Source organism: Desulfolithobacter sp. (assembly GCF_054025815.1).
Genome location: NZ_JBPMMS010000029.1, coordinates 1 through 22944, shown reverse-complemented (window position 1 = coordinate 22944; position 22944 = coordinate 1). Strand labels below are relative to the sequence as shown.

Below are 22944 nucleotides of genomic sequence, written 5' to 3'. Positions count from 1 at the left end.
CGTTCCAGGCATTGCATCAGCTTGCCGTGGTCTATGGTGTCAAAATAGCTGCTCAGGTCCGCATCGAGGACTTCGGTGAACCCCGCCTTCAGCGTTTGCCGAATCTCGGCAAGAGCGCCATGAGCCCCGCGGCCCGGGCGGAATCCATACGAGCAGTCCTCAAAGTCTGCCTCGAATATCGGCTCCAGAATCAGCAGGACCGCCTGCTGCACCACCCGGTCCTTGACGGTCGGGATGCCCAGGGGCCGCATCTTTCCATTCGCCTTCGGAATATAGACCCGTTTCACCGGCAGGGGCCGGTAGGTCTTTTCCTTCAGTTCCTGCTGGATCTCTCGCAGCAGGCCGGGCACTCCCCCGGGACGGTCCTTGATGGACGTGAGACTTACCCCGTCCACCCCGGCTGCTCCCCGGTTGGCATATACCCGGTTCCAGGCAGATTCCAGTACATCCAGGCGAAAAACTCGGTCGTACAATGCATAGAATCGGAACTCCGGTTCTTGTTTGGCCTTGTGGCCCAGTTTTCTTCGCAGGAGAGAGACTTTCGGGCTCAGGCCGGACTCCTGCCCTGCCCTCTTTACCGTAGTGGGAGACAAACTATACTCCAAGCGGGACTTCCTCCATTGTTGAAAACACGATCAAAGTCCTGTCCCTTCGCTCCACGGGCGTTACCCCGCTTCATCACTACTATGAACAGGTCCGACTCCCGGCCGGAGCCAGACAGGAGGTTATGCATTCCCTCCCACTGTTTGGACTCGGGCTACCTGCTGCCCTGTCCGCTCCGCCGGGTCTCCCAGGTTCCCTGGCGCTCCCTTGAGTACATGCCATCTCCAAACACCCCGGGCGGCGCGGCACAACGCTCCTGTTATCCCCTTGTGCCACCGGCTGGCTTCCCCATTCACTTGGAGGGTCGCCGCCGCCAATCGTGTAACGAGGCCGAATCGAGTTCACTTGCGTTACGGCCTGCACTCTATCTGACCTTACGGCCTTTTCCGACCCTGCTTGACGGTTCGGGTTACCCCTACACGCCGGGTCGGCGATTTCGCGGTGAACAGGCAATTACCGCGGGTGGCATCGCAGCCACCAGGTTCGCCAGAGCTTCGCCTGGCACACAAGCGATCACAGGGTACGCTCCAGATAGCAACCATTCTCTTCCTGTATACCGGCCTGGCGGATAACAGGCTCATAACGGGCCATGAATCCTTCATGGTGATCGATGGACATGGGGTGGCACCGGGGCGTAACAACACGGACCTTTGCGTACTGTTCAGCCACAGCCATTCCACACACTTTTTCCAGGACATAAGCCCTGGGATCCATAGCCATTTTTGCAGCCAGCCGTGCATAATCCCGGCTTCTCTTCTTCTGTCCGGCCAGGACCCGCTGCCCCTGCACCGTGAGGACATAAAGGATCCTCTCCGAGGTATCCAGGAAGAAACAGGCCTTGGCGATAAAGGTGGCATCCGTCCCGTGGGGTCGCGCCTCATCGGAACGGACAAGGTAACAGCAGATTCCCAGGTAATCCTCCACCGAGCCCTCTTCCATCCGTAAACTGACACCGTGATCCAGTACCACCGGTCCGCCACGAATGGCCATGAAACGGGCCCGATCGGCAAGAGTTTCATGGATGATCCGACCGTTGGCCAGCAGCCGGTCAACCACCTTGTCCAAAGTGGCACAGGCGATACCGTGGAAAAGAAAATGGGGGTAGGGATAACAGGGCAAGGTGTCATCTGCCAGCGGTTCGGCAAAACTCTGCATGGCCCCGGCAATGGCTCTGGCAAACTCCTCCCTGGTTGTATTGTCCTCCAGGGTCGCAAAGGCATGGGCCAAAAGAATCATGACCATGTCGATATGTTCACTGAAGCAGAGCCCCTGAAGCACATTCTTCTCAAGGGAACAACCTTCGGGGCCGGACACCACCTGGTGATATATGGAGTAGAGCGAGGCATCAAACCGCTCCTGTTCAAACGAATCCGGACTGCACAGATACTCTTCAATACAGTCGGCAAAGGCCTCTTTCCTGATTTTCGTCATAATCGATCCATACCATTTTCTCAAAATTTTTGATAATCTTTACTCTCTATAAAAGACGCGATCGGGTACAATCAGATATCGACTCAACACGTGAGTCAAATCAACCGATTCCAGGAGTGAAACCGAAAACATGAAGGATACAACGCACAGAGAACACAGCCGGTATGGCCTGGAACACCATGGCCTGACCAACCTGAACGAAATTTTCTGGACCCTTCCCACCGCTATTCTGTATGAAAAAATCATCACCCGCCACGAAGGACGCCTCTCCCATCTTGGCCCCATCGTCGTCCGCACCGGCCATCACACCGGCCGCTCGGCCAACGACAAGTTCGTAGTCCAGGAACCATCTACCAGAGACGAAATCTGGTGGGGTGATAACAATCATCCCATCTCGGAAGAACAGTTCGATGCCCTGCATCTGCGTATGACCCGACACCTTCAAACCCAGGACATCTTTGTCCAGGACTGCTTTGCCGGGGCCGATCCCAACCATCGGCTGCCGGTCCGGATCATTACCCAGTACGGCTGGCACAGCCTCTTTGCCCGCAACATGTTCATCCAGGCAACCCCTGAAGAACTACAGAACCATGTACCGGAATTCACGGTCATTGATGCGCCGCGTTTTCATGCCTCGCCAAGTCTTGACGGAACTAATTCCGAGACCTTCATCATCCTCAACTTCAAAAAGAAGCTGATCCTGATCGGTGGCACCAGCTATGCCGGGGAGATCAAGAAATCGATCTTCACGGTCATGAACTATCTGATGCCCAAAAAAGACGTTCTCCCCATGCACTGCTCGGCCAATATCGGCCCGGATGGACGGACCGCTCTCTTCTTCGGTCTCAGCGGCACCGGCAAAACCACCCTGTCCGCAGACGCATCCCGGACCCTGATCGGCGATGACGAACACGGCTGGGGCGACCGGGGGGTGTTCAATTTCGAAGGCGGCTGTTACGCCAAGCTGATCCGGCTCTCTCCCGAAGCTGAGCCCGAAATCTACTCCACCACCCGGCGATTCGGAACCATCCTGGAAAACGTCGCCCTGGACGCCCGCAGCCGGAGAGTGGACCTGGACGATGACACACTGACCGAAAACACTCGCGGTTCCTACCACATATCGGCCATCCCCAATGCCAGCCGCACCGGTATGGGAGGCCATCCGGCAACGGTCATCTTCCTCTCGGCCGATGCCTTCGGAGTCCTGCCCCCGATTGCCTGCCTGACCAGGGAACAGGCCATGTATCATTTCATATCCGGTTACACCGCCCGGGTGGCAGGTACCGAACAGGGGGTCACCGAACCGGCACCGGTCTTCAGCGCCTGTTACGGGGCACCGTTCATGCCCATGCACCCCATGCGCTACGCCGAACTGCTGGGCAGAAAACTTGATGAGTACAAAACGCAGGTCTGGCTGATCAACACTGGCTGGAGCAGCGGACCATACGGCGTGGGCCAGCGAATTTCCATCAGTCACACCAGGGCCATGGTCAATGCGGCCCTGGACGGCAAACTCGATAAGGTCCCCACGGAAACCGAACCCTTTTTCGGCCTCCGTGTTCCTGTCCACTGCCCCGGCGTACCTGACAAGGTGCTCAGGCCCCGAACCACCTGGCCCAACCCGGACGATTACGACACTCAGGCCCGCAAACTGGCCGCCATGTTTGCCAAAAACTTCAAGCAGTTCGCAGACCAGATCTCACCGGAAATCCGTAAGGCCGGCCCCTGCGTGGAAGAGGGCTGACCCAGCCATCGGGCATCGAAAAAAGCTCAGCCGGGAAGCGATATCGCCTTCCGGTTGATCATACACCTGTTTCGGACGACTCAGTTCCCTGGCTGCTTCAGGCTCTTTTCCACCATTTCCCGTACATCACGGGACAGTTTAGCCCTTTCAAGCCGTTTGAGCTCCCCCTCCATAAGCTGCCGGCGCTCCTGGTCATAACGGCGCCACATGGTCAGGGGGGTCACGAGCCGGGCGGCGATCTGGGGATTGAGCCGGTCAAGCCGCAGGATCCAGTCGGCGAGAAAACGATACCCTCTGCCGTCCCTGGCGTGAAAACGGACCTGGTTTCCCTGGCAGAATGCCCCGATCAGGGCCCGGACCTTGTTGGGATTTTTCTCGCTGAATGCAGGATGCCTGGTCAACTCCATCACCCGATCCAGGGTTCCGGGCAGGCTGCAGGTGGCCTGGAGCATGAGCCACTTGTCCACCACCAGGGGGTCTCCGTGCCACTGGCCGTAAAAATCATCCAGCAGGGCGTCGCCACTGGCCCGATCCGCATTGACCACAGCTCTCAGCGCCGCCATAACCTCTGTCATGTTATTGGAATTACGAAACTGCTGTACTCCCAGGGCCAACAGCTCACGATCAACCATACCATGGGAATCGATAACCAGCAGATACTCCAGGCAACAATTTCTCAAACTGCGGCGGCCAGCCTCCCGGGCACTGTACCGGTAGGGATCGCGGCTCTCCAGCCGAAGCCAGGTGTCAAGCAGCTCGTCCCGCAGGGCCCGAGTTATGGCGTGACGAAACTGGAGGCGTACCTCGAACACGGCCTCGGGATCGATTACCTCAAGTTGTTCGCTGATCCAGTTTTCCGTGGGTAGCTGCATGGCCAGGGCGACAAAGGCCTGGTCCGCCTCCCGGTCGCCGAGAATCCGGCCAAAGGACTCCAGCAGCGGTTCAGGTACAGATACCGGTCCACCCGGCCGCCAGGCATGGATCTCCTGGAGCAGATATTTCATACCGAGCTGCTGGCCGGCATCCCAGCGGTTGAACAGGTCCCGATCATGGGCCATACGGAAGGCCAGCTCCTCGTCCGAGCTCTGCATGCGAACCCGGACCGGGGCGGAAAAATTACGCAGAAAGGAAAGCACCGGCTTCTCATCCACCCCGGTAAAGGAAAAACGCTGCTCCTCCCCGGACAGGACCAGGATGGCCGTAGTCCCCCGGACCTCCCCTTCTCCATCCAGGATAAGACTCATGTCCCGGCCCTGCCCATCGAGCAGGCCCACGGCCAGCGGCATGGAAAAGGGTTTTTTGACCGACTGCCCGGGCGTGGGTGGACAGAACTGACGCACGGTCAGCTCAAATTTGCGTGCCGCGGGATCATAGACCTTTTCCACATCAAGAACCGGTGTGCCAGCCTGGCTGTACCAGCCTTTAAACCCGGTCAGGTCACGGCCCGCGGCATCGGCCATGGCCTGGACAAAATCATCACAGGTCACGGCCTGGCCGTCATAACGGTCAAAATAAAGATCCATCCCGCGCCGGAACCGTTCGGGGCCAAGGAAGGTGTGAAGCATACGGATGACTTCGGCCCCCTTGTTGTAGACCGTCAGGGTGTAGAAGTTGTTGATCTCCTGGTAGGATTCAGGCCGGACCGGATGGGCCATGGGACCACCATCCTCACGGAACTGGAAGGAGCGGATCACGTTGACGTCCTGAATCCGCTTGACCGGCCGCGAGGTCATGTCGGCGGAAAACTCCTGGTCGCGAAAAACGGTGAGCCCCTCCTTGAGGCTGAGCTGAAACCAGTCCCGGCAGGTAATGCGGTTACCGGTCCAGTTGTGGAAATATTCGTGGGCAATCACCCCTTCTATCCCGTCGTAATCACTGTCCGTGGCAGTCTCGGGCCGGGCGAGAACATACTTTGAGTTGAAGATATTGAGCCCCTTGTTCTCCATGGCCCCCATGTTGAAATCGTCCACGGCCACGATCATGTAGACATCGAGATCATATTCACGGCCATACTGCTCCTCGTCCCAGCGCATGGCCTTCTTAAGCGAGGCCATGGCATGTCCGCATTTTTCGCGGTTGCGCTCCTCAACGTAGATCCGCAGGATCACCTCGCGGCCGGACATGGTGGTAAAAAAGTCCTCGAGACAGACCAAACGGCCGGCCACCAGGGCAAAAAGATAACTGGGCTTGGGGAAGGGATCATGCCAGGTGGCGAACCGGCGCCCGTCTTCCAGCTCTCCTTCGAGGACCAGGTTTCCATTGGAAAGCAGCACCACCTCCTCGCCGGCCCCCTTTTCCGCCACTACAGTGGTGGTATAGACGGCCATCACGTCGGGCCGGTCCGGGAAGCATGTGATACGGCGAAAGCCCTCGGCCTCACACTGGGTACAGTAGTTGCCGTTGGAAAGATAAAGCCCTTCCAGAGCCGTATTTGCCGCGGGATTGATCCGGGTCTCAAGCTCCAGGACAAAAGATTCGTCCGGTACCTGAAAAATATATAATTTTCCCTGGTCAAAAGAATACTGATCCGTGGAAAGAGGAACCCGATCAAGCTTGACCATGACCAGTTCCAACTGTTCACCGTCAAGGACACATTCTCGTGTTCCTGTATAATCCGGGTTGGGCCTCATGGCCAAGCGGCAGCGTACCAGGGTGTCGTCGGGATCAAGCTCCACCCGCAGATCAACGCTGTCAACCAGGTAAGGTGGAGGCGTATAGTCCCTGAGGTAAATTGTTTGCTGTTTCTCTCCTGTCATGTACAGTTACTCCGGTTGTCAGAAACAAAACACATTGTGAGTACTATCAAAATCCAGAAAATGACGGACTTGCGGAAAGTCCATCACAATTGAAAGATGGCTGAGCCGGGAAAGAACATCGTGATTTATACGAACACTGTGAAAAAATGGTCTCTCGCTGGCCCTCCATGGCAGACAGTTCTTCCCGGGCAAGACGATATTATCTTTTTTTGCACCAGCCCGAATGCTGTCACGCAATGTTGGCGCTTGACAGGGCCTGGACAGATAACTATCAACCGGTAAGCGGTAAACGTCAACCTTATTTGACTCCATATGCTGGATCATTACCACACCATAATAATCGGCGCCGGACCAGGAGGGCTGGCCTGTGCCAGGGAGCTGGCCCTTGCCGGGTGCAACACCCTGGTGCTGGAGCAGAAAAAAAACATCGGCCCCAAGGTCTGCGCTGGTGGCATTACCTGGGACGGGCTGATCCGGCGGGTCCCGGAAGAACTCATAGAACGAAGTTTCCGGAAGCAGCGGGTGTTTTCCAACCTGCAACGGGCCCTGGTCCGGAGCAAGACCCCCATGATTGCCACGGTCAACCGGGAGACCCTGGGAAAGTGGATGGCCCGGGAGGCCGGAAATGCCGGGGCGACCATTCTCACCGGGGTTCGGGTCGACGCTGTGGGCGACCACAGGATCGAGGCCAGAAAAGACAGTCGCCGCCTCCGATTTCGCTGCGATCATCTGGTGGGGGCGGACGGGGCCAGCTCGATTGTCCGCAGGGCCCTGAACATCCCTCTAGATCGGGTTGGCATCGGCATCAACTACCAGATCCCGGGCCACCACCGGGACATGGAATGGCACCTCAACAGCCACCTGTTTCATTGCGGCTACGGCTGGATCTTTCCCCATCGGGAGACCATCTCGGTCGGCGCCTACGTGGTCCGGGACAAGCTGGCCCCATCCCGGCTCAAGGCCGCCCTGATCGAGTGGGCCGCCGGCCGCGGTCTGGATCTGCACTCACACAAGGCCAAGGCCGCGCTCATCAGCTTTGATTACCGCGGTTACCAGTTCGACCGGACCTGGCTGGTGGGTGAAGCCGCCGGATTGGCCTCCGGACTGACCGGAGAGGGGATCTATCCGGCCATCGTCTCCGGCGAGGCAGTGGCCCGAAAAATTATCGATCCGGCCTACCCTGCCACCGAGATCGCCTCTATCGTCGGGAAACAGCGCCGGCACCAGGCAATCATCCACCTGGCCACCGCTTCCAACACGCTCAATTTTCTTCTCATGGAGCTGTCGATAACCCTGCTTCGCATGAAACTACTTGATTTTAAGGCCCTGGAAATGACAGAGTAGAATTTCTGTGATACTATAGCCCACCGTCACCGCGGACCACCAGGCATGATAGACAACCGGCCTCTTGGCAAAATGTTCCCTGCAAAAGATCCCGGGGGCGTTTTAACAGGCTGGGAATCACCCCTGTCCTTTGTACAAAAAACAACATATCAGGTCAGATTTACAATATTTTCGAAAGATACCCCATGAAAAACAAACGGAACAAGACCATACTCTACAACATCGTTTTTCTGGCTGTCTGCGGAGGAGTTTTTCTCTTTCTCTGGAACGCGCCGCCGGAAACCACCGCGCACCTGCCCCATGACGAGAACCACGAAAAATTCATGCAGATGGGCAAAAAGGAAGCGGAGAAATACTGCGGCGAGTGTCACGCCAAAGACAAAATCGCCCCGCTACCCGAGGACCATCCCCCGAAGTACCGTTGCCTTTTCTGTCACAAGCGCCAATAGGGATAGAACACCGTTTTTTTAAGAGCAGGGAAGCTATACCAGACGAAACGACCATTTAACGGACCAGGAACCAGACATGTGGCGTGTTAAAGATGTATATTATGTCTCTGATTCGGCGGCCATACTCACCGAAGAACTGGGCCGTTCCCTGCTCTGCCAGTTCCACGAGATAGGATTCAACGAGGAGAAGATCCCGTTTATCCGCAATGTCCAGGACGCCCGCAAGGCCCTGGATCATATCATCGAGCAGTCCGGGGGCATGCTGCCGCTGGTCTTCTGCACCATCATGGACGACACGGTCCGCGAAGTCTTCCATGTGCCTGAAGTCGAATTTTTTGACATCTACGGCAAGTTCCTCGACAAGCTGGAACGATGCCTGGAGACCAAGGCTCTGCGGGAGCCGGGCGCCTACCGGCAGATGGACGATCAGGACATGGGCCGCAGGGTGGAAGCCATCCACTACACCCTGGCCCATGACGATGGGACCAGGACCAGAGAATATAATGATGCCGACATCATCCTGCTGGGTGTCTCTCGCAGTGGTAAAACTCCGGTCAGTGTCTATCTGGCCACGCATATGGGGCTCAAGGTGGCCAACTTTCCCCTGACCGAAGAACACCTGTCCTCCTACCAGCTGCACGAAGACGTGGTCCGGAACCGAGAAAAGGTAGTGGGACTGAGCACATCGCCTCAACTTCTGCACCGGGTACGGGAAAAAAGGTACAGCGGCAGCCGCTATGCATCCATTTCCACCTGCAGCCGGGAATTGCAGCAGGCCGAGCAAATGTACCAGCGCTACGGCATTCCAGTGGTACACACCGATGGCAAATCCATCGAGGAAATTTCGGTCCAGGTAACGCAGCTGGTAGGTATTTCACGTAAAAAATGGCGCCGGGCATAGCTGGCAACTTCGGCTGCACTTTCTGCCGTTTTTCTGCAACAAACATCACATACAAATAAATACCCTCATGTGTACTCTGCACGATATCCTTTGCGCCCGTCCCCATGTCTACCGGTTTCTCCAGCCCACCCCGCTCCACCATTATCCAACTCTTGATCGTCTTTTGGGCGCCGAGGTGTGGATCAAACACGAAAATCATCAACCGGTGGGCGCCTTCAAGGTCCGGGGCGGCCTGAATCTGGTCGCCAATCTCAGCGACAAGGAGAGAAAAGGCGGCATCTACACCGCCTCCACCGGTAATCACGGACAGTCCATCGCCTTTGCAGCCCGGGCCCATGGTCTGCAGGCAACCATTGCGGTTCCCGATGGTGCCAATCCCTCCAAGGTGGCGGCCATGGAGGGCCTCGGCGCCAGGGTGGTTTTCCATGGCCGTGACTTCGACACCGCCCGGGAATGGATCATGGAGGTTGCCCGGGAAAAGAGTGGCCGTTTCGTCGGTCCGACCGAGGAACTGCTGATTCACGGGGTGGGTACCTACGGCCTGGAAATCATGGAGACCCTGCCCGGGGTGGAGGTCATCATCGTCCCGGTGGGGGCTGGCAGCGGTGCCTGCGGCACAGCCATTGCCGCCAAGACCATCAATCCCCGGGTTCAGGTGATCGGTGTCCAGTCGGCCCAGGCCCCGGCCATGCAGAAGAGCTGGGCCACCGGCACGCTGACCACCGCGCCGATGGAAACCATGGCCGAAGGGCTGGCCACCCGGATTCCCTTTGAAAACACCCAGCGAATCATGCGCGAGCTCCTCGATGACTTCATCCTGGTGGACGATTCGGCCATCGAGGAGGCCATCCGGTTGCTGCTGGAGCACACCCATAACCTGGCCGAAGAAGCCGGGGCCGCCTCCCTGGCCGGAGCCCTGCAGCTTGGTGACAGGGTGGCCGGCAGGAAAATCGTCCTGGTACTGAGTGGCGGCAACATTTCCCCGGCCCGGCTGGCAACCCTGCTCAACCAGTAGATGCACGGCTCCTCAAACCGTTTTGTGAGTACCGTAAATAATCAAAAATCTTTTTTCACCGAGAGTTCACCATGAAATGGCTTGACAGAGTTCCATTTTCTCTCATCATTATCGCCAGTGTACTGCTCGGCCTGGCTCCGTTTTTCCCTGAACCACATCTTGTTGAAAAACTGCGTATGCTCCAAAGCGGCACCCTCACCAGTCCCCTGGACATATTCGACCTTTTTTTCCACGGCTCGCCCCTGTGTTTCCTGATACTGAAAAGCTGGCGCCACTACCAGACGAGGAACCTTTCCTGAACGGTACCAATTATCCATTGCTTTGTTCTATCCATTGTGCCACAATATTTCAGGTAAACACTGGATGAATTTCCATTCCTCTCAAACCACAAGTTTCAGGAAAGACACATGACCATCAAGAAAAAAATTTCGCTTCTCACCGCAGGATTATTTTTTATCCTTGTGATTTTGGGCGCCATACAATTCATGTCGATCGCCAAATTGAGCTCGGTCTGGCAGGACTACCGTGACCAGGCACTCGAACGCCAACTCCTGCTGACCAAAATAAAATCGGAATTCGGTTATGGCGGCTTCATTCATAACTTCAAGAACCATGTTCTTCGCGGTCAACAGAAATATGCGGACCGGTTCCGCAAAAACGAAACCGCCATGCTTGATGCCATTGAACGATACGAGAGACAGGACCTGACCCCCGACGAACGCCAGGCCATCCAGGCCATAAAAGACACGGCCCTGAAATATATAGCCGCCATTAAAACGTCCGTAGAGATGCACCGGCAGGGCAAAACGCCTTCCGAGATCGACCGGGCCGTCAAGATCAATGACGGCCCTGCCTTCAAGGGTTTCCAGGTTATATATGACCGGGTCAAAGAACTGGAAAACCAGGCCCGGGAAGCCATGCAAAACACCATCCAGTCACTGTACAGCCTGCTGGTCACCACAGGAATCCTGCTCCTGCTTTTCTTCGCCCTGTTTTTCAAGATCCTTTTCGGAGTCAGCAACCGGCTGAACAAGGTACACCTTTTTGCGGAAAAAGTTGGCCAGGGAGACCTGACATCCAAATCAGAAATCAAGGGAGAAGACGAGCTTGGCCGTATTGCCGCAAGCCTGGACAACATGACCGCAAGTCTCCACACCATTGTCGGGAAAATATCAGGTAACGCCGACAAACTTAACCGCTCATCCGGAGAGCTTCGGCAAACCTCCACGGCAATGGACACCCAGGTCAACCAAGTGGCAGAAAAATCCACCACGGTCGCTGCTGCTGCCGAAGAAATGAGCGTCAACATGCAAAATGTCGCCAACACGGTCGACCAGGCCTCTTCGTCCGTACTGACAGTGGCCGAAGCCCTGGAAGAACTCACCGATAATATTACCTCCATCGCCCGCCACAGCGACGAAGCCAACGAAATAACCGAACAGGCTGTAAGACAGTCTCAAGAGGCATCGGAAAAAGTCAATCTGCTTGGCATGGCAGCGAAAAAGATTGGCTCGGTGACAGAAAGCATCATTGAAATTTCCGAACAGACAAACCTTCTGGCCCTGAATGCCACCATCGAAGCTGCCCGCGCCGGTGAGGCGGGCAAAGGTTTTGCCGTGGTAGCCAATGAAATCAAAGAGCTGGCATCTCAAACCAGCAACGCATCAATCGATATCAAGGACTCGGTACAGCTTATCCAGAACTCAACCGAAGACACGGTCCAACAGATAACCAGCATCACAGACATTATCAACCGGATCAACGAAATTGTTCAGCGCATAACCCTGGCCGTGGATGAGCAGGCAAGCACTACAAGAGAAATCACCGACAATATCAATCAGACAAAATATGGTATCACGGAGATGAGTGAAAATGTCAACCAGAGCTCCGTCGTGGCAGGTGAAGTTGCCAGTGATATCGCAGAAGTCAATCAGGCTGCGACCGGCCTCTCGGACAGCTCCGAACAGATCCGCAACAACGCCCAGGAACTGACCATGCTGGCCGACGAACTCCAGGTCCTGATCAAATCTTTCAGAGTCTGACGCACTACGACAGGGTGACAGGCCCGCAAGTACAAAAAGTACCAACCTCCCGGCAAGACAGCCTTAAAGCGTCCCCTCCTCCATTGATTGAGACGGGACGCTTTTTTTGTTTACCGCGACAGCCTCACATTTGACCGGCAGGCCTGATTCGGCTACTATGACATTCCTTCTGGCATGGCCTGTACAAAAATCCAGGCCCTTAACCCCACAACGAAGAACACCCTGGAGCGATCCATGACTGCAAATCCCCTGGACAGTCCGGAAATACTCAATATACTGTTTCATCCCCGGACCTGTGAAAAGACCCCGATCCCGCCCGGAGCCACCGATATTCCGGTCAAGATGGATGATGAGGCCACCATTGGCTGTCGGCTCTTCTCTGCCGGGTTGGAGGCACCGACCATTCTGTTCTTCCACGGCAACGGTGAAATCGTGGCCGATTACGACGAGATCGGTCCCCGGTACGTGGAAGCGGGTATGAACTTCCTGATCACCGATTACCGCGGTTATGGCTGGAGCACCGGCACCCCGACGGCCTCCACCCTGCTGGATGACGCCCACACCCTGTACCACTTCCTTGGGACATGGCTGAAGGACCAGGGCTACACGGACCAGCTCTTCATCATGGGACGCTCCCTTGGTTCGGCCTGCGCCATCGAGCTGGCTTCATGCTATAACGACGAGATCAAAGGACTGATCATCGATTCGGGCTTTGCCGAAACCCTGCCGCTCGCCAGGAGCCTGGGCCTGGACCTGGAGGCCATGGGTATCGGCGAAGAGGAGACCTTCAACAATGGAGGGAAAATCGAGTCAGTGACCAGGCCGACCTTTATCCTCCACGGCCAGCAGGACGACCTTATTCCCCTGTGGCAGGCCCAGAAGCTGCACGCCAACTGCGGGGCCCGGTCCAAGGAACTGCAGATCGTCCCCGGCGCCGACCACAATTCCCTGATCGCAGTGGGCGGAATCTATTACTTCAATGCCATCAAGACCTTTGTCGACAAGGTCACCGGCGCTTCGGACTGGCGGCGGCGTCGCAAGGCTTACAAAGAGGGACGATAGGACAAATGGCCAAGAGTATATTACCGGCCGAGGAGGTAAGGAGCGTCAGGGAAAAAATAGAAAGAAACTCTCCCCAAAAGCAGATATCGCTTGAATAAACAAAGAAAGGCAAACAAGAACAAAAAAACCGCAAGGGCAGACACGGGATACGATTATGGTTGGCAAACGAACAGACTACCTTTCCTGGGATGAATACTTCATGGCCGTGGCCCTGCTTTCGGGCCTGCGCTCCAAGGACCCAAATACCCAGGTCGGCGCCTGTGTGGCCAACTCACAGAACAAAATCGTCGGTGTCGGGTATAATGGTTTCCCCTGGGGTTGCTCAGATGATGAGCTGCCCTGGTCCCGGGAAGGCAATTACCTGGACACGAAATACCCTTACGTCTGTCACGCTGAACTGAACGCGGTGCTCAACTCCATCTCCTACGACCTGCGTGACTGCCGAATCTACGTCGCCCTTTTTCCCTGCAACGAGTGCACCAAGGTCATTATCCAGGCCGGCATCCGGGAGATTATCTATCTCTCCGACAAGTATGCTGATTCCGACTCGGTCCGGGCCTCCAAGATCATGCTCGACAAATCCAACACCAGCTATCGCCAGTTCACACCCGATCGGGAATCCATCCTGCTGAGTTTTTCACAGTAATCCCTGCAGGATGCAGACCAAGTTCGAGAGAGTCATCATCGCCCTGACTGGCACAATGTATCAAAGGGCAGACGACAGCTAGCGACGACTTTGCACGGAGACATCGAGTGCCAGCAGCTTCTCTCCTTTTTTCCATTGCTGATAAGCACCACTGAATTGAGCTGCTGAGCAGAGAATCAGCCAGCCATGCTTGAACTGCTGTTTCATAGCTCCATCCTGGAAAAGCCAGTGTCCCCTGTCGCTGGTGAATATCAGGCAGAACTGTTCCGGATTTCTGAGAGACCAGGCAGCCTGTTCCCTGAGGGTGCGCATCGGTTTGAGAGGTCTGATCAAGCGGCCTGCGAACTGGAACTGATCAGATAATTCTGCCGGATATACAGCCACCATCCTGCCCTGCTCCTGCACTTTGCTTATTTTCACAGCCAGGGCTGTCTCGTCGTACAGGGTATGCAGAGGTCTGTATAACGCCAGATGCAGAAAAACCATCAGCAGGAGTATTCCCCAGGAAATAGATTGAAGATGTTGCCTGGTGCCGGATGGACGAAAGAAGAGAAAAAAGATCGCCACAATAACGGGACCGATGCCGATCCAGGGGGGAAGAAATTTGAGCATGACTGCATCCCTGCCCTGCAGAGGTAGCCAGGGAACGACAGACAGGACCAGACCAAGAATACCGAGCAAAAGGGCCATCGGCCATCGGTCACGGAAGAATTGCACGCCCCGGTCTGTTACGCCTCGGTCTGCCAGTAAGGCCACCGGCGGCAGCAGAGGCAGGATATAATGAAGCTGCTTGCCACTGATAACAGAGAGCAGAAAAAAGGAGGGCACCACCGCACTCAGACAGAAACGTACAGATCTATCGAGACTGAGTCGCCTGCATCCTGTCCAGAAAGAGGGACAGAAAAACCAGGGGAAGAGGATGGCCGGAAGCAAAACCCCATACCAGTAGAAAGGCCGCTGGTGTGCAAAGGAATGAACCACACGACCTGCTGTCTGGCCGAAGAATATGGCTTGCCCGTATTCCGCTCCACCGGCCCGGGCCGCCGGCAAAGCCCAGCACAGGGCAAGGACCATGCCACCGGTAACAGCGGCAAGAAGCCCGCCATACCAGCGCTGCCAGAAGTGGTTTCCACCATTTGTGCTCCACCAGGGCGCAAAAAGTGCCGGGGGCAGAATGTACACCAGAATTACCGGTCCTTTGGCAAGCAGGCCCAGCCCTGTTGCGAGCCCGAACAGAAACCAGCCCCTGGCTTTCTGCTCCTTTTCCACCTGTATGAGACCAAGCCAGGCCAGCAGAGAGAAAAAGACAAGGAGCATGTCAAACATGGTGAGTGTCCCGTACAGGCTCCAGACAAACATACCCAGGAGGATATGGGGGACGACTCGCCTGACTTCCATGTTTTCAGGCCATAACACGGCTGCCAGCCGCATGGTCAGCAGTATGCCTGCAAAACCAAAAAGCGGAGCGGTCAGCCGGGCCGACCAGGCATTGACACCGAAGAGAAACCAGCCCATATGAATAAGCCAGAACAGCAGCGGTGGCTTGTGGCTGTAAGGCAGGCCGTTGATATGGGGAACCAGAAACTGGTTACTCTGCCACATTTCCCAGGCAACGGAAAGATAACGGGTTTCATCTACCGGCACCGGAGGCCTTGCAACAAGGGCCGAGCCTGACAAAACAGCCCAGCAAACAACCCACTGCCAGTTGGTGTCCATCCTATGCCCTGGCATAGCTCCTTACCCTTTCCTCTTTTCTGATAAAATGAAGATTGCGGAAATAGATGAGCAGTCCGGTGGACTGCCCCAGAATAAACACCGGATCCTTCCGGTACACGGCATAGGAGAACAAAATTGCTCCGCCGACAATGCTGAAATACCAGAATGCCAGGGGAATGATACTCTTCTTCTGCCGCTCACTTGCCAGCCACTGCACAAGAAACCGGCAGGTAAAGCATGCCTGTCCCAGAAAACCGATGACAAGCCAGATTGTTTCCTTATCCATCACGTATGGTTACCTTAGTCATTTCCAGTGAGATCGCCCTGATCAAAAGACTCTCCCTCAGGGCTGCTCCCATACATCGTCATCCGGTCCTGGTCAGCCAGTCGTGAGAAAAGCACCAGGACAGAAAATCAGTCGCCCCCTGTCATGCAGTGAGCTTTACCATGGGAAGATGAAGAAATGATGAAGAGAGGACCCGAAAAAAACAGCGGACCATGGGCCTTTCATCATTTCTTCATGAAAGACTGGTATGGTGGCAAATGGGGATGAGACAGCGCCAGACGACCCATAACACCAGAAAAGAGCGCTTTTTCTCTATCTTGACCGGGGAAACAGGGACATGTTGTATTATCTTCCCAGTTCCATTACGAAAAAGTGATTCTTTTTTTGTTACGGCTCCACCCTGCGGCCCCGGTACTTGACAATGGAGTGGTCTCAGGAGAAACCATGCGAATTCTGATAGTTGACGACGAACCGGAACTGCTGGAACAGATCAGGCAGGCCCTTAACCGGCAGCAGTACACAACAGACACGGCCATGGATGGGGAAGAAGCCCTGGACCGTGCTTTCTCCGATCCCTATGACTTGATCATCCTTGATGTCATGCTGCCGAAAAAAGACGGATTCGGGGTACTTCTGGAGTTGCGAAACGAAAAGATAACCACCCCGATACTGATGCTCACCGCCAGAGGAGAGATTGAAGACCGGATCAAGGGACTTGACTTGGGAGCTGACGATTACCTGGCCAAACCCTTTTCCAAGGCTGAACTGCTGGCCAGAATCCGTGCCCTGCTCAGGAGCAGGGAACGAGCTCGTTACATCGGTACTGAAAACCGGGAATCTCCGCCTGAACACGGCAACCAGGGAAGTTACGCTCAATGATCGGCCGCTCAAGCTCACCCCGAAAGAATTTTCTGTTCTGGAATTTCTCCTGTACAACAGAAATCGGGCAGTATCGCGTTTCAGCATGGCTGAACATGTATGGGGCGATGCCTTTGATCCCTTTACCATGTCCAACAACATCGATGTCCACATTAAAAATCTGCGCCGCAAAATCGGGGATACCGGGGGTGAGGTCATCAGGACGGTACGCGGAGTGGGCTATATAATCAGGGATGATAATTAATGAAGATACGTAACCGAATCACCCTGTTGATTACTGCCAGCGGCCTGGTGGCAAGTCTGCTTTTTTCTCTGGTCGTCTCCTACGAAATGATTGAACAGCCCTACGATTTACTTGACGAGGAGCTGGACATCCAGGCCCATACCCTGATCTCAGGCCTTGAACCGCAATCCGGCAAACTGCAAAGTGACCTCACAGAGAACACCATGCTGTCGTCTCTTACCAGGCCATACTGGATCAAGGTTTTCAATGAACAACAGGAACTCATCTATGCCTCTGACATGGTGCGCTTTACCGATCTGCCTCTGGACCCAAAACGCTCCAGATATACTGTCAGCACCACCATGCCCGGGAAAACCATCAACCTGGAACAGGATGACAATGACGAGGTGGCGTTCCGGGTTCGAATTTTCACTATTGCTATTGCAGGCCATTCCTATCTCGTCCAGATAGCCCGGCCGATAGAAAAGCTGGACGAAGAGATTTTCGACCTGCTGATCTCCCTGCTTATCGGATTGGCTTGTTCAGCCGCTGTTATGGTTGGGCTTGGGTATTATGTTTCCGGACGCATCCTGAAACCGATCAGCGCTATCAACAGTCTGACCCGGGAGATCACCGGCAAGACCCTGGACAAACGAATCCCGCTCGGCAAAAACCGTGATGAACTCTATGAGCTGTCTTCTTCCTTGAACCACATGTTTGACCGTTTGCAGAATTCTTTCCAGCACCAGAAAGAATTTCTTGCCAATGCTTCTCACGAGCTGAAAACACCCATTGCCATGCAACGGTTATTTTTTGATGAAGCGCTGCAGCTCAGTGAGCTGCCCGACAATTTCAGAAAACAGCTTGTTCAGCAAAGCAGGATTCTTTGTCGTATGGATCGGCTGGTGAAAAATCTGCTCGACCTGTCAGCGCTGGAGTTACAGGCAGCCTGCGATCCCGAAGAACTTGATTTAGTGGAACTCACCGCCACGGTTTTCACTGAATTTGAAGATATTATCAGGGCAAACAACATAGAACTCTCCCTCGAGCTGCCCGGGAGCGCTTTCATAAGGGCAGACGGTGAAAAAATCAAACGGGTGCTGATCAACCTCATCGATAACGCCATCAAATACAACCATCCCGAAGATGGCCGGATTGAATGTCGTATCACAACGGAAAACAAGAGAATATGGCTGGAAATATATAATAGCGGTCCCGGCATCCCGGCTGATCAGTTAGAGCGGGTCTTTGATCAGTTTTTCCGAGTTGAAAAATCCCGTTCAACCGCTCTTGGCGGCGCAGGTTTGGGATTGACCATCGTGAAACGGATCATTGAAATGCATGGCGGCACCATCACCATGGAAAGTGAGGCCGGGTCCTGGACCCGTGTCCGTGTTTTTTTCCAACCCTGCAAACAGACAAAAAACGCAGCAATTCAGCGCCGCTGAACGCGTAGCCTCCGCTCTTTCTGCACTGCGACAAGAAGAACGATCGATCCGGCCGCTATGAGCGCGTCCAGCAGAAACGCCTGCGCTGACCCGAAGATCTGCCAGACAGTGCCAAAGAGCAGGGCCCGGGAAGTGCGGCCAGGCCGACAACCATGTGATAGAGGCCAAAGGCCGTGGCCCGTTCCCGGCTCCGTGCGAAATCGCCGACCAGGGCGTGTTCCGCACCTTCTGTCGACGCAAGCGCGGCAGCATATCCCAGAAACAGCATCCACACGATGATAATCTGGTTGGTCAGGCCACAGGACCAGGCAAGGGCCAGAAGAAGAACAATACGCAGTGACCAGCCGACCAGTAGAACCGCCAGTCTGCCGAAACGATCCGACAGACACCCTGCCGGTCCGGCGACCACGGCCTTGACCGCACTGGCGGCTGCCCATAACAGAGGAACCCAGGCAACCTGCAGGCCCTGATCGCTGGCCCAGAGAACAAGAAACGCCTCTGGTGCACTGGCCAGGGCAAGCCCGCCGGCGGCAAGAGAGACCAGAAAAAGACATGTTGCATGCCCATGCCGCTGCGCAGCAGCAACCAGGCACAAAGAGGGCCCAGCATGGAGCCACCATTATCCAGGGCACGATGAAAACCAAATGCACGACCGCGCCGGGCCGCATCGATTGACCCGGCAATAACTGCATCCCTCGGAGAAGTCCGCAACCCTTTACCGACCCGGTCCAGAAACCGCAGAACCAGTACCCAGCCCCAACCAAGCGCCAGGCCGATCAGAGGGCGGGCCGTGTTGGAGACGGAGTATCACCCCAGCACCAGACGCTTATGGTTCCAGCCCCTGTCCGCCATCCGTCCGGAATAGAGCTTGAGCAGACTGGCCGTGGCCTCGGCGACACCTTCCACCAGGCCCACCACCGCGGGTCCTGCCCCAAGCGTGGCGGTCAGGAACAGGGGTAACAGAGGCGTGATCATTTCACTGGCCGTGTCATTTAAAAAGGACACAAGACCGAATATGATCACCGTACGCGGCAGGAAACCTGTTTTCATGGTTGTCTCTTCACAGCGCTGTAGAGCAGAAGCACCTTGCCTCCTCCGGGTCGCCGGGCCAGTTTCCGGCCAAGATCGAGATGCTGTGCCAACACGTCCGGCGAAACATTTTCAACTGTTCGCGGCAGGTTGATAATGTACATGTAGTTTCGCACCGTCATCCGGCACAGCGTTCCGACCCAGAGCGGTGTTGTATTATCAAGACATATATCTGCCGGCCAGAAACGCAGCACCAGTAAATCATGGGGACTGGTGGAAAGTGCATGTATGAGCAGCAGTTGTTCATGCCGGCCGTCATGCACCTGGGGCAGGATGGGCAAACTGAACGGATCAGGATCGGCAAGCAGCCAGCGCAGGCCTGTCACCACGGTCAGGGGAACAGGTTGCCGCCAATCCCGGGCAAGAAGCATTTTTTTCAGTTTGTCGAGATCCCCTGCATACTGCAGATTAAACACCTGCTCTTTTTCTCCCTCCAGATCCAGCCGGGCCACGGGTAACTGCTGCCAGCCCTCTGTCTGCCACACAGATGTCGGCATGGTGCGCACATCATGACGCTGTCCATAGCGAAGTTTATTCCTGTCAAATCCACTTGACCAGTGTACGGTGGCCGCCACGACCAGAACCGTCAGGCAGAGAGCCCACAGCCCCCGGTAGGTACAGGAACGGGTGGGGACATGGTTGAAATAGGCAACCGAGAGCAAAATAAGCCAGGCTGTGCCGAGGCAGAAGCCACCGACCACATCAGAAAGCCAGTGCGCTCCAAGATAGAGGCGTGACACGCCTATCCCGGTAATCAACACCAGAGCGAAACTCACCGGCAGCCAGCGCCTGTCCGGGCGCAGTTCCCGGCTGCAAAGCAGGGCAAGAAAGCCGAAGATGATCACGCTGATGGTGGCGTGATTACTGGGATAGGCCCAGCGAACCGCACCCTGGTACATATCCACTGGTCGTGGAATGTGGGTAAGAGTTTTCACAGCTGTAACGAGGAAAAATCCTCCCGCCACGGTGATAGCGAGATAAAGCGCCGAATGGCGGTCTTTTCGCCAGAGCAGCCAGATCAGGGCGGCCAGGGCCAGCGATCCAGTGACAGCGGCGTCACCGAGCATGGTTATGGCGACCATGATGGTATCACCCCAGGGGGTACGCAGGCCCTGGAAGAGGTGATAGACTGACTGATTGACCTGCACCAGAGGATCGCCGGTGACCACATCTTCAGTAATGCCGAAAAAGAGCCAGAGTGAGCCGACAAAGACCATGGCCAGCAACACCAGCAGCCGCAGCACGGATTGATCCCGGTCAAGGACACCCCCTTTCAGCCAGCGCTGCAACAGGGGCGAACGCTGGAGCAGCACCATCAGTTTTTCCTCCCAGGCCGGGAAACGGTTAAGAGCAAAACGAAGGAGTCTCCGGGAGAGAAAAAAGACCATCCATCCGCCAACGACACTGACACCGATCAAGATGGCGAGACGTTTGGCCACTTCGCCTGCCAGAGCCAGTGAGGCGCCAAAAGCCATACCTGGCAGCAGATAGGCAGGCGCCCAGCCAAGGGCGGAAAGCACGTTGTAGAAAGTGAAGTGGACCGGATCCATGCCAAGCATTCCGGCAACCAGGGGGATAACGGGCCTGATTGGCCCGATAAAGCGGCCAAAAAAGACGGACTTGCCTCCATGGCGATGAAAAAACGATTCTCCCTTGGCGAGCATATCCTGGTGTTTCGCAAAAATACGCAACGAGCGAATATTGTCTTTATAATAATGACCCAGCCAGTAACTCAGACCATCGGCGAGCACTGCTCCAAAGACCGCCCAGGCCATGGTTGGCCAGAAGGACAGGGCCCCGGCGGCAATCAGGGCACCGGCCGTCAGCATCAAGGCCGCACCGGGAACCAGCAGGCCGATGACCGCCAGTGATTCGGCAAAGGATGTCAAAAAGATGACCAGTCCGGCCAGATTTGGATGATTGGCTATCCAGGTGGTGACAGTGGTGAGCAGTTCAGTCATGGTTCCAGTTTTTTCTCAGCCCGGATGTATCCGAAAATCAAATTTATTTTTCCACCCCGCCGAGCCTGCGATGTTTCCGGTGGTAGAGAAACTCCAGCATCCCGTCAACGGCAAGTGTCAGGATAAAAAATCCCATGAGTACATATTTCATATAGATCCTGCCAAAGGTCAGAAGGTAGAGTCCGGCAAGATGCATATATTTTTTCATACCGGAGTAGGTAATATTCTTGTCTATTTTGACCAGCTCGGTGGTAACCTTCTGCTCCCCGACAGTGACCCGGACATAATGATAGAATGTATGCTCCGGGTCCTTGCCCACCAGCTCGGCTCCTGCACCGCCACTGACGATGGTATGCAGCCCGTGGATTGTCTCGTCATACCAGGCATGAATATGCGAGGTAAAAAGTGTGGTAACCCTGTAGCGCAGAAACAGGTCCTCAAGTCGGCGAGCCACATCCGCGTCTTTCAGGGCATGGGCATAGCGGACAAGCGCCCCGGATTTATCCCTGGGATCCCAGAGCGGCACATGCATGAAGACGAATCGGTATTTGTACTGAAGTCCGTCTTTAAGCTCTTTTTCAAGCCAGGCCTCCTGTTCATCGCCAAGACTCGTCTCATTGCTGTTATCAAGGAGGATAAATTTAGCGTCACCAAGGACAAAGGAATAATACATCCGCCCGAAGATGTGATAGTACATATCCATGTTATGGAAGGCCACATCATGGTTTCCGGGCAGAGTCAGGTTGGGGATTTCCAGATCACGACGCTGATCAAGATATTGACGGAAGGTATCACGGTCCGGATAGAGCACCAGATCGCCGCCGATAATGGCAAACTGTAACGTCTGGTCATTGTTGAGCTTGCGGACAACATCGCTGAAGACCGGGCTGTTCTTGGCGTCAGCGAGAAAGGCAAAGGTGAAGGTTCCTTTCTCATGCCGCTGCTCTAAGGTCTGCAGGGCCTGAAAGTTCAGGTCATGATCTTCAATAGGAAAAAGATCGGCTATTTCAATATATGCCCAGAAACAGAGGATAAGAACAATCAACAGCAGCCGGAACCAGGTCCGGCGACGAAAATAGATCGTAGTCAGTCGGGTAAGTTTTTCCATGGTATCAATTTGTAATTGCTGAAATTACAGGCTGCAGGAATCAGCAGTATGGCATCATCCGTCACTGAAGGTGGCTTGCTTTTATTGTCAGGAAAGCTTGATCCCGGGCTGTTCTGAGGTCGGTCGTCAATAGTGGACACCAATTTCCTGTACAAGCTGTTGTTTGTAGAACCTTTGCTCAAAGGCAGCAGGTGAAAGATAATCAAGTTTTTTCTGTCGCCTTTGTCGGTTGTAAAAGATC

Annotated in this window: 22 protein-coding genes; 12 read left to right on the top strand and 10 right to left on the bottom strand. The window is 55.2% G+C overall.

Features of this window, described 5'->3' with window-relative positions; translation table 11 throughout:
* Together ACXJJY_RS07540 and ACXJJY_RS07535 are read right to left on the bottom strand one after the other, a co-directional pair.
* The coding region (locus ACXJJY_RS07540) for a reverse transcriptase domain-containing protein (protein WP_456386550.1) at window positions 1–605 on the bottom strand (605 nt) is incomplete at its 3' end.
* 511 nt (window positions 606–1116) lie between these two features.
* Entirely contained in the window at window positions 1117–2034 is a 918-nt protein-coding gene (locus ACXJJY_RS07535) for a hypothetical protein (protein WP_456386548.1), read from the bottom strand.
* Between the two features lie 130 nt (window positions 2035–2164).
* Here ACXJJY_RS07535 and pckA point away from each other — a divergent pair, with 130 nt between their 5' ends.
* Complete coding sequence (gene pckA, locus ACXJJY_RS07530) at window positions 2165–3778, top strand: phosphoenolpyruvate carboxykinase (ATP) (protein ID WP_456386546.1); 1614 nt, start codon at window positions 2165–2167, stop codon at window positions 3776–3778.
* Between the two features lie 80 nt (window positions 3779–3858).
* Here pckA and pepN read toward each other — a convergent pair whose 3' ends face one another.
* The gene (gene pepN / locus ACXJJY_RS07525) at window positions 3859–6534 is read right to left on the bottom strand and encodes an aminopeptidase N (RefSeq protein ID WP_456386544.1); all 2676 of its coding nucleotides are present in this window, start codon (window positions 6532–6534) and stop codon (window positions 3859–3861) included.
* Between the two features lie 312 nt (window positions 6535–6846).
* On the opposite strand from pepN, the gene ACXJJY_RS07520 reads away from it, so the two are divergent.
* From ACXJJY_RS07520 to ACXJJY_RS07485, 8 genes are all read left to right on the top strand, one after another.
* Window positions 6847–7878: an FAD-dependent monooxygenase gene (locus ACXJJY_RS07520; RefSeq protein ID WP_456386542.1), complete on the top strand. Its 1032-nt coding sequence runs from the start codon at window positions 6847–6849 to the stop codon at window positions 7876–7878.
* A 185-nt stretch (window positions 7879–8063) separates the two neighbouring features.
* Window positions 8064–8327 (top strand): hypothetical protein, encoded by a 264-nt coding sequence (locus tag ACXJJY_RS07515; protein ID WP_456386540.1) that lies wholly within the window; start codon window positions 8064–8066, stop codon window positions 8325–8327.
* 76 nt (window positions 8328–8403) lie between these two features.
* On the top strand, window positions 8404–9228 hold the full coding sequence (locus ACXJJY_RS07510; protein ID WP_456386538.1) for a pyruvate, water dikinase regulatory protein: 825 nt from the start codon (window positions 8404–8406) through the stop codon (window positions 9226–9228).
* Between the two features lie 67 nt (window positions 9229–9295).
* Window positions 9296–10243, top strand: coding sequence for a threonine dehydratase (locus tag ACXJJY_RS07505; protein ID WP_456386536.1), 948 nt, complete (start codon window positions 9296–9298; stop codon window positions 10241–10243).
* A 71-nt stretch (window positions 10244–10314) separates the two neighbouring features.
* Window positions 10315–10542, top strand: coding sequence for an RND transporter (locus ACXJJY_RS07500; protein ID WP_456386534.1), 228 nt, complete (start codon window positions 10315–10317; stop codon window positions 10540–10542).
* 108 nt (window positions 10543–10650) lie between these two features.
* On the top strand, window positions 10651–12285 hold the full coding sequence (locus ACXJJY_RS07495) for a methyl-accepting chemotaxis protein (RefSeq protein ID WP_456386532.1): 1635 nt from the start codon (window positions 10651–10653) through the stop codon (window positions 12283–12285).
* Window positions 12286–12519: 234 nt separating this feature from the next.
* Window positions 12520–13347, top strand: coding sequence for an alpha/beta hydrolase (locus ACXJJY_RS07490; RefSeq protein WP_456386530.1), 828 nt, complete (start codon window positions 12520–12522; stop codon window positions 13345–13347).
* A gap of 154 nt (window positions 13348–13501) precedes the next feature.
* Window positions 13502–13993 carry a deoxycytidylate deaminase gene (locus tag ACXJJY_RS07485; protein ID WP_456386528.1) on the top strand — a complete coding sequence of 164 codons (492 nt, stop codon included), beginning with the start codon at window positions 13502–13504 and terminating at the stop codon, window positions 13991–13993.
* A gap of 78 nt (window positions 13994–14071) precedes the next feature.
* On the opposite strand, the gene ACXJJY_RS07480 is transcribed toward ACXJJY_RS07485, so the two are convergent.
* Together ACXJJY_RS07480 and ACXJJY_RS07475 are read right to left on the bottom strand one after the other, a co-directional pair.
* A complete protein-coding gene (locus ACXJJY_RS07480; protein WP_456386526.1) occupies window positions 14072–15709 on the bottom strand; it encodes an ArnT family glycosyltransferase in 1638 nt (545 codons plus the stop codon).
* A gap of 1 nt (window position 15710) precedes the next feature.
* On the bottom strand, window positions 15711–15995 hold the full coding sequence (locus tag ACXJJY_RS07475) for a lipid-A-disaccharide synthase N-terminal domain-containing protein (RefSeq protein WP_456386524.1): 285 nt from the start codon (window positions 15993–15995) through the stop codon (window positions 15711–15713).
* A gap of 444 nt (window positions 15996–16439) precedes the next feature.
* On the opposite strand from ACXJJY_RS07475, the gene ACXJJY_RS07470 reads away from it, so the two are divergent.
* Genes ACXJJY_RS07470 through ACXJJY_RS07460 form a run of 3 tightly spaced genes read left to right on the top strand, consistent with a single transcriptional unit; the run spans window position 16440 to window position 18545 of the window.
* A complete protein-coding gene (locus ACXJJY_RS07470; protein WP_456386522.1) occupies window positions 16440–16874 on the top strand; it encodes a response regulator in 435 nt (144 codons plus the stop codon).
* Complete coding sequence (locus ACXJJY_RS07465) at window positions 16777–17118, top strand: winged helix-turn-helix domain-containing protein (RefSeq protein ID WP_456386520.1); 342 nt, start codon at window positions 16777–16779, stop codon at window positions 17116–17118. Before ACXJJY_RS07470 ends, ACXJJY_RS07465 begins: the two co-directional genes overlap by 98 nt.
* Complete coding sequence (locus ACXJJY_RS07460) at window positions 17118–18545, top strand: sensor histidine kinase (RefSeq protein ID WP_456386518.1); 1428 nt, start codon at window positions 17118–17120, stop codon at window positions 18543–18545. The genes ACXJJY_RS07465 and ACXJJY_RS07460 overlap by 1 nt, the downstream gene beginning before the upstream one ends.
* 55 nt (window positions 18546–18600) lie before the next feature.
* Here the strand turns inward: ACXJJY_RS07460 and ACXJJY_RS07455 are convergent, their stop codons facing one another.
* From ACXJJY_RS07455 to ACXJJY_RS07435, 5 genes are all read right to left on the bottom strand, one after another.
* Window positions 18601–19140: an MFS transporter gene (locus tag ACXJJY_RS07455; protein ID WP_456386516.1), complete on the bottom strand. Its 540-nt coding sequence runs from the start codon at window positions 19138–19140 to the stop codon at window positions 18601–18603.
* A 212-nt stretch (window positions 19141–19352) separates the two neighbouring features.
* Complete coding sequence (locus tag ACXJJY_RS07450; RefSeq protein WP_456386514.1) at window positions 19353–19595, bottom strand: hypothetical protein; 243 nt, start codon at window positions 19593–19595, stop codon at window positions 19353–19355.
* Window positions 19592–21595, bottom strand: a complete 2004-nt coding sequence (locus ACXJJY_RS07445) for a bifunctional DedA family/phosphatase PAP2 family protein (protein ID WP_456386512.1) — start codon at window positions 21593–21595, stop codon at window positions 19592–19594. Before ACXJJY_RS07445 ends, ACXJJY_RS07450 begins: the two co-directional genes overlap by 4 nt.
* A gap of 43 nt (window positions 21596–21638) precedes the next feature.
* Window positions 21639–22703, bottom strand: coding sequence for a metallophosphoesterase family protein (locus ACXJJY_RS07440; RefSeq protein WP_456386510.1), 1065 nt, complete (start codon window positions 22701–22703; stop codon window positions 21639–21641).
* The coding region (locus ACXJJY_RS07435; protein ID WP_456386508.1) for a hypothetical protein at window positions 22682–22944 on the bottom strand (263 nt) is incomplete at its 5' end. The genes ACXJJY_RS07435 and ACXJJY_RS07440, both read right to left, overlap by 22 nt.

Excerpts from the sequence above, each read along its gene's own strand:
- ACXJJY_RS07535 (WP_456386548.1), bottom strand. The coding sequence starts at position 2,034 with ATGACGAAAATCAGGAAAGAGGCCTTTGCCGACTGTATTGAAGAGTAT.
- pckA (WP_456386546.1), top strand. The coding sequence starts at position 2,165 with ATGAAGGATACAACGCACAGAGAACACAGCCGGTATGGCCTGGAACAC.
- pepN (WP_456386544.1), bottom strand. The coding sequence starts at position 6,534 with ATGACAGGAGAGAAACAGCAAACAATTTACCTCAGGGACTATACGCCT.
- ACXJJY_RS07520 (WP_456386542.1), top strand. The coding sequence starts at position 6,847 with ATGCTGGATCATTACCACACCATAATAATCGGCGCCGGACCAGGAGGG.
- ACXJJY_RS07515 (WP_456386540.1), top strand. The coding sequence starts at position 8,064 with ATGAAAAACAAACGGAACAAGACCATACTCTACAACATCGTTTTTCTG.
- ACXJJY_RS07510 (WP_456386538.1), top strand. The coding sequence starts at position 8,404 with ATGTGGCGTGTTAAAGATGTATATTATGTCTCTGATTCGGCGGCCATA.
- ACXJJY_RS07505 (WP_456386536.1), top strand. The coding sequence starts at position 9,296 with ATGTGTACTCTGCACGATATCCTTTGCGCCCGTCCCCATGTCTACCGG.
- ACXJJY_RS07500 (WP_456386534.1), top strand. The coding sequence starts at position 10,315 with ATGAAATGGCTTGACAGAGTTCCATTTTCTCTCATCATTATCGCCAGT.
- ACXJJY_RS07495 (WP_456386532.1), top strand. The coding sequence starts at position 10,651 with ATGACCATCAAGAAAAAAATTTCGCTTCTCACCGCAGGATTATTTTTT.
- ACXJJY_RS07490 (WP_456386530.1), top strand. The coding sequence starts at position 12,520 with ATGACTGCAAATCCCCTGGACAGTCCGGAAATACTCAATATACTGTTT.
- ACXJJY_RS07485 (WP_456386528.1), top strand. The coding sequence starts at position 13,502 with ATGGTTGGCAAACGAACAGACTACCTTTCCTGGGATGAATACTTCATG.
- ACXJJY_RS07480 (WP_456386526.1), bottom strand. The coding sequence starts at position 15,709 with ATGGACACCAACTGGCAGTGGGTTGTTTGCTGGGCTGTTTTGTCAGGC.
- ACXJJY_RS07475 (WP_456386524.1), bottom strand. The coding sequence starts at position 15,995 with ATGGATAAGGAAACAATCTGGCTTGTCATCGGTTTTCTGGGACAGGCA.
- ACXJJY_RS07470 (WP_456386522.1), top strand. The coding sequence starts at position 16,440 with ATGCGAATTCTGATAGTTGACGACGAACCGGAACTGCTGGAACAGATC.
- ACXJJY_RS07460 (WP_456386518.1), top strand. The coding sequence starts at position 17,118 with ATGAAGATACGTAACCGAATCACCCTGTTGATTACTGCCAGCGGCCTG.
- ACXJJY_RS07450 (WP_456386514.1), bottom strand. The coding sequence starts at position 19,595 with ATGAAAACAGGTTTCCTGCCGCGTACGGTGATCATATTCGGTCTTGTG.
- ACXJJY_RS07445 (WP_456386512.1), bottom strand. The coding sequence starts at position 21,595 with ATGACTGAACTGCTCACCACTGTCACCACCTGGATAGCCAATCATCCA.
- ACXJJY_RS07440 (WP_456386510.1), bottom strand. The coding sequence starts at position 22,703 with ATGGAAAAACTTACCCGACTGACTACGATCTATTTTCGTCGCCGGACC.